This is a genomic window from Suilimivivens aceti (assembly GCF_025567405.1).
Lineage (GTDB): Bacteria > Bacillota > Clostridia > Lachnospirales > Lachnospiraceae > Suilimivivens > Suilimivivens aceti.
In genome coordinates, this window is sequence record NZ_JAOQKJ010000016.1 from 53,422 (window position 1) to 59,781 (window position 6,360).

8 protein-coding genes are annotated in these 6,360 nt (G+C 36.0%); all 8 read right to left on the reverse strand.

All coding sequences use genetic code 11. The features are described from left to right. Positions 1–85: 85 nt before the first annotated feature. A complete protein-coding gene (locus OCV77_RS14855) occupies positions 86–598 on the reverse strand; it encodes a hypothetical protein (protein WP_015517455.1) in 513 nt (170 codons plus the stop codon). A gap of 39 nt (positions 599–637) precedes the next feature. Further along, positions 638–826 carry a hypothetical protein gene (locus tag OCV77_RS14860; protein WP_227061838.1) on the reverse strand — a complete coding sequence of 63 codons (189 nt, stop codon included), beginning with the start codon at positions 824–826 and terminating at the stop codon, positions 638–640. A 197-nt stretch (positions 827–1,023) separates the two neighbouring features. After that, the gene (locus OCV77_RS14865) at positions 1,024–1,992 is read right to left on the reverse strand and encodes a hypothetical protein (protein WP_227061836.1); all 969 of its coding nucleotides are present in this window, start codon (positions 1,990–1,992) and stop codon (positions 1,024–1,026) included. A 114-nt stretch (positions 1,993–2,106) separates the two neighbouring features. Then, entirely contained in the window at positions 2,107–2,553 is a 447-nt protein-coding gene (locus OCV77_RS14870) for a hypothetical protein (RefSeq protein ID WP_154269157.1), read from the reverse strand. A 126-nt stretch (positions 2,554–2,679) separates the two neighbouring features. Then, positions 2,680–3,228 carry a hypothetical protein gene (locus OCV77_RS14875; protein WP_118092030.1) on the reverse strand — a complete coding sequence of 183 codons (549 nt, stop codon included), beginning with the start codon at positions 3,226–3,228 and terminating at the stop codon, positions 2,680–2,682. A gap of 45 nt (positions 3,229–3,273) precedes the next feature. Beyond that, positions 3,274–4,047, reverse strand: a complete 774-nt coding sequence (locus OCV77_RS14880) for a hypothetical protein (RefSeq protein WP_015517761.1) — start codon at positions 4,045–4,047, stop codon at positions 3,274–3,276. A 95-nt stretch (positions 4,048–4,142) separates the two neighbouring features. Beyond that, complete coding sequence (locus tag OCV77_RS14885) at positions 4,143–5,399, reverse strand: sensor histidine kinase (protein WP_227061835.1); 1,257 nt, start codon at positions 5,397–5,399, stop codon at positions 4,143–4,145. 1 nt (position 5,400) lies between these two features. Further along, positions 5,401–6,108 (reverse strand): LytR/AlgR family response regulator transcription factor, encoded by a 708-nt coding sequence (locus tag OCV77_RS14890; protein ID WP_227061833.1) that lies wholly within the window; start codon positions 6,106–6,108, stop codon positions 5,401–5,403. Between the last annotated feature and the right edge of the window lie 252 nt (positions 6,109–6,360).

Here is a 6,360-nt window from a genome sequence, read left to right on the forward strand (position 1 = left end):
TTTGCAGCAACATTCGGATCATTGTTCGCCTCAAAGGAATATTGTCAAGTGTGTATGTAAGAGTTTCCAGTTAATAAACCTATACTTATATTTTTACTTTTAGTTTTTCTAATTTTTCCAGAAAAGCAACATAAAACTCTCTTTCTTTCATACAAGCTCGCTGAACTTCGATACTTTTCGGAACATATTCCCGTGGGTGATCTAAATCGTAAAGAGCCTGACTCGTTGCCTGAATTGTAGACTCTGTTGTATTTCCCAAAATGTCGATGTTATCCACATCTCCCTCTCCGTTAAGCTGTTTATTCAGCCTTTGTACCATCATCTGCGATATATGGCTCAACATTCCATTTTTCTTTATTCCCATGCCGTTTGCATTAACTTCCTTAGCAGCTTCCATCCATGCATCTTTTACATCCTGCGGAGCATTCGGACCAATCATATCAAATGCTTTTTCGTTAAAATCCGTATCTTCCATATATGGATTTATACTCTCATTTTCCTGTTCAGCACGTTCTGTACTAAATTGAGGAATATCATTCTGTCTGCGTCTGTTTTCATATGGCACACCATTCATAGAATAGTTGGAACTAATCTGCATATATCAATACTCCTTTTTATTTGAATTGCATTATTATCATTAGGCTTTCGCTTCAAAAACTGGTCTTTTCTCCAGATAATCCGGTAGTTCTTTTAATTCAGAATTCATACCATTCTTTACGGCATTATATTCCTTCCAGTAAATGGAATAGAATTCATCTTTTTTTGTAAGTTCTACCGGAGTCATTTCGTATCCCCAGCCGGCACCGGTATTTAACAATACATTCACGCCCTGACTCTGAATTTGAACACCATAACCATCTAATGTTAAAATAGTTAAATTTAATGTTCCGCCTTTTGTCAGTGCAATCTGCTTGTCTGCAAGATTCCGATTTTTTCTCTGTCTGTTCCAAAAAATATTATATTTCTAAAATACAGAATCTCATTGTCTGTTCATACTGTTAGTTTCATACTTGTATATATATCTTATGCAAACATACAATATCCGCCTAAATCATCAACTTTATATGCATTATTTTCCTGAGTGGCGCCATAATTATCACCATAATATATCTTTATTCCTTTCAAAATTTTCGTCCATGTACTTATGTTTGCACAATCATTTTCTGCCGCCAAACATTTTCTGGCAGTAGCATAACAGGAACCCGGCATATCAATTTCCCATGCTTTGCTGGAATCACCATCATACGGAATATATGTAATTCCATTAGGAGTCAAAAATGTAAAACCATCTTTTTCGCGTTTCAGATTTCCTGATATCTCAAGTAAAGCATATAATCCTGCCGTAGACTGTTGCGAACTTACCGGATATTTTTGAAATTCATCGGCTAATTTATTCAGCGTTTCTATATCTTTATCGGATGTTATGATTACCGAAACTCCTTGTGCCTCATTTCCTTTTATCGACAAATAATTTAACCCTGTCTTTGAATCACGGTTTACTACCAATCCCCCCTGTAGCGGTATTTCCTTTATATCAATATTTCTTTTGTCAGACAAATCATTCAAAAGATTTTTCAGTTCACTTGTCATGGTTACATTATACGAAAATGGCTGATCCATATTAATCAGGAACTCCATTCCTGTTTTCTCATCTCTTTGAATTGCTAATTGATCTTCTCTTATATAAAAATCTTTTCCTGCCTGCTTATCTACAATCTCATATGCTGCTACTCCATTTACATATGTAGCATCTTCGATTTTATATCTTTCTGTTTCTATTGGTAATTCAACATCTTGAGATATGCTATTTTTTGTATAAATTCCAAAGTTATTATAATCCATACCATTCACATAGGAATCCCTTGTGCTAACCTTATTACTTATACTCTCTCTGACTTTATTCATTGCATCAGAAAAATTTCCTACTGCATTTCTATTATTTTTTTGACCACACAACCTGTCTTGTTTTAAGTAACCACTCTCTATTCTCATTATTTTACCTCTCAATTTCATTATTCTTCTTAAAAGAGGGAAGGAAAATCTATACCTATTCCTTCCTCTTAAAACAAGACTGCTCCAAAGCACTATTCAAGATTTACACCGTGCCTAAATCTCAATTTCCCGCTTTATACCATACTTCACATTTTGTGTTGTTCCAACTGCATACCCACTTACAGTAACAGTCCAAGTGCCTGATCCGATATCATCAGCAGTATAAATCCATGTATCTGTCGAATAATTAGCGAGCTGCTTCGTTACTACATTCAATCCGCTTCTGAATGTTATCGTACCCTGATACAAATCCAAATTATTGTTTTTAGGTAAATACACATACAGCTTTGAATTGTTGATTAACGTAACACTTCCAAGTGAAACAGTACCACCGTTTCGGTAAATTGTTCCTGCATATTTAGCATCAGACGGCACACTTGCAACCATTATTTCTTCAGTTTCAGATGCTGCCGGTTCTGCTGCCATTACCGGAATGGTAAATACATTGAGTATTGTCAAACAAGACAACACCATTGCTAAAATACTTTTTTTGAGTCTCATATTGCTTCTTCTTCTAATATTTTATAAACAAAATTATTGTTCATCCAATAATTTGATTTCAGTCTTTGTTTTCTTCCCTAATTTCATATGGAACTCCTCCTTTCTTCAAAATTATAGAAATTGATACTATGCATATGTATCAAAACCTACCTTATTTTTAGTTGTCGCTTCTATAGCAATCATATTTTCTGTTTTTTTATCTTCTTTTTCTTTATCCTCTTTCATTCTCTCCAGCCATTTGTCAATTTCTGAATCCGTACCAGTCTCTCCAAAAATGCCACAGGTTGTCATTTCGGTTCCATTATTCGTAAACTTAAACTCCACTGATATCAGTTTACTACCATGACTTATTGCCGCCTTCTGTGCATTTCGTATAACATCTGGCATAATTGCTAAATTTTCCTCAAGCCATTTCGCAGTTTTTTCATCTCCACATGCCTTTTGCATTACACTTCCGTCAATCAATACAGAAGCATTTTTGCATGGAGTCAAACATTTATACTTGTTAGTCAAATACTTTGAATAGTCTGATACATTTTTAAACTTATTGGCTGAATTCATAGTGTATCCTGCATAATAATTCTTTTCACTATTCTTTGATGGCTTTACATTTTCATTTTTTACATTTCCGTATGTGTATGTATTGGCATACGATGATACTCCATTAATTCCCATACTGCATCTCTCCTTTCTATTTAGCCTTGATTTTTTATTTGCAGGCTATTGGGTTTTGTTCGATACGCTTACTGCCATTGTAAAATTTGCCTCATAAGAAGCTACTGCCTGACTTATTGTGACAGTCTTAACAGACGAACTACTCTCAGCCACCAATCGAGTTCTGGCATCCTGAGCGGATAACCTTTTATTTTGCGCATATTCTTCATAAGCTGTTCTTTCCGCTTGTTTTTTCTGAATCCGCTTTTTTTCCTGTTGTTTCTTTACCTGATTTTCTATTCTCTTTTTATTTTCTATTCTGCGCTCCCAAAAACTATTTTTTGACTTATCATTAAAAATCTTCCCACCATTCCCATTGTTATAACCAGCACTCCACATCTCAGCATGACATTCTTCTTTTGATGCTCCATAATATATTGTAGAAAACGCTCCTCCGCATATACCGGACCATTTATCTGGTTGTGACCAACCCACTTGCAAATCATTTAATACCCATGCTTCATACTCTGGATCATTCTTCATTGCTTCAAAACCCGCCTCTGAAATTGTAACAGATATTGATTCGCCTGCTCTTGTGGGGTGCATTGGAATTTGAGATATTTTATTGTAAATGTACTGCTTGTATTCCACCATCGTCATATCTTTAGCAGACACAGAACCTATTTTTGAATTGCCCACTATACTTCCACTAGCTTCGCTCTTTTCTCTTACACTATCCGCAAACCTTGTATCTTCCTTCTCCTGATCTTTAGCCGCATTTTTCTGTTGGTACTGATTGTAAGCCCGTGTCATATAGTTCACATTAATTGCATTACTCATAGTAACCTCCTTTGCTTTCTTTATCGGATAAAATAACCTGTTCTCCTAGTCCCATATCATCAAACGACCATATTACGCACACAAAGACCATCTCTTTACAAGATGACCACTGCCTTAAATTCATTTTCATCGCAGGAAAGCACCATATCACCGCCATATTTATCCACAACTGCTTTTACATTTAACAATCCAATACCGTGATGATCCCCTCTTTTGCTCTTTATCGTATCATTTTCAATTTCCACCTTTTCTGTCACCGGATTTCTTACCGCAAATATCAGTTTATGTTCTTCGCACTCTAATTTCAGATGAATGACCGCTTTTCCGGTATTTTTCAGTACCTTTTCACTCTCCCGGATTGCATTATCCAATAAATTGGAAAGCAGAATCACAATCTCTTCCTCTTCCAGACATATCTCCTGCAGATCCCCTACTTTTAGGATCACTGCTATGTGTTTCTCCTGCATGCTGCGGTACTTCTGATTTAAAACAGCATTGACCACCGAATGATTTGTGTTGATTGCCGACATCTCGACAGCTATGCTCTCTGTCAGTTTCTGCGTAAATGAAAGTGCCTCATCTGTGTGTCCATTCTTTATCAACGTTTGGATCGTAGAAAGCTGATTTTTATAATCATGCATTTTTCTTCGCTGACGCTCATAGATTTCTTCCCGGTCCTGATAATCTGCAATACGATTTTTCTGATTTTGTTCCGTAAGTACCGCAATTTTTATTCTCTCTTCTTTTTCAATGGTATTCTGCATGAACTCCATAAGGATAAGGTTAATCGCAACCAGTCCCACCGAAAGAAATAAAAATACATTCTGCATGTCATCGTTTTCTGAATAAAACATAAGAATGAAACCGACCACCGTAAATACAGGAACACAGAAAAACTGAAACCACTCTTTTCCTGTAATCAGACCGCAGCTTTTTCTTGTCTTGCTAAATCTTCTGATAAACAACATCAGAATGATAAAAACCGTCTTTGATATCAGTGCCTGTAAAAACCATTTTTCTTGGATTGAACCTCCTCTTCCCAGCAAAACAGTCACATAATCAATCAATACAAGCATTGTATAGTTGATGATTGAAAACAAAAAACTCTGCCGGAAGGAAACTTCATAATAAGCCAGATTCAGGAAAGACATAACCAGTATAATCGGGATACATTTTAACATTCCGATCCATGCCCCTGTGACTGCTACCAGATAAAGCACTCCGCAATAAACAAAAAATCTATATCTGTTCCTATATCCGCCATCTCTTTTTTCCATAAAAGTATCAAAAAAGTATAGCGTTCCTTTTACTTCCAGCATTTCCGCAATAAATGTCAATACCCAGAATGTCATGTTATTCTTCTCCCTTATACAGCATATATTCCCTCTTTACCTGTGCATATCGTGCCTTGGGAACCGGAATCTTTTTTCCCGTGGTAAGTGTCATCACATAACCGCTGATTTTTGTGATGTACCTCATATTTACAAGAAAACTTAGATGTGCCCGCACGAATCCCATATCCTTGAATTCATTTTCCAGTTCATCCAGTTTTTTATAAATCTGAAATGTCCCTTTTTCTGTATAAAATACATTTTTGTGAAGCTCTGTTTCTATATAAATGATGTCATCTGCATAAAGTTTTATCGTTCCTTCCACAAAACGAAATTCGAGAATCCTACGGTTTTTATTAATTTCTGCTATCAAATCATCCATACATTCTTCTATAGTATCTGCAAGGTTATCTTTCAGCAGAAAACGGCTTGCTTTCACCTTATATCCATCCAGTGCGTAATTCATGTATGCCGTCACCAGCACAACTGGAAGTTTTGGATATTTTTCTTTGATCCTCATAGCTGTTTTCAGCCCATCCATCCCCTGCATATTGATATCCAGAAATAATAGCTGACACGCTTCCAAAGCTGATTGTTCTTCGCATAACTGTTCTCCGGATTCATATTCTGTAATAGCAAACTCATAATTCTTTTTTTCACCATAGTCTGACAGCAAATCTGACAGATTTTTTCTGTCATCTATCCTGTCATCACAAATAATAATGTTCATATTTTTCATTCCTGTCTTTGATTTCTCTCATGCCTGTAAACCATACAAGTCTCACCTAGCACTCTTTATTATATCAAACAAATCTTTCACTCGATCATTCTCCGCATCAAATGACTATTTTTCGCATAGAACGACTATCTCCTATAGAAACGCAGAAGCACTGTTCAATAGTCATCCGAGATTCCCGTTTTGTAAACGAGTTTCACATTTTGAAAGCGACCTGCAAATTTTGTACCCGACTTTCCACTTTTG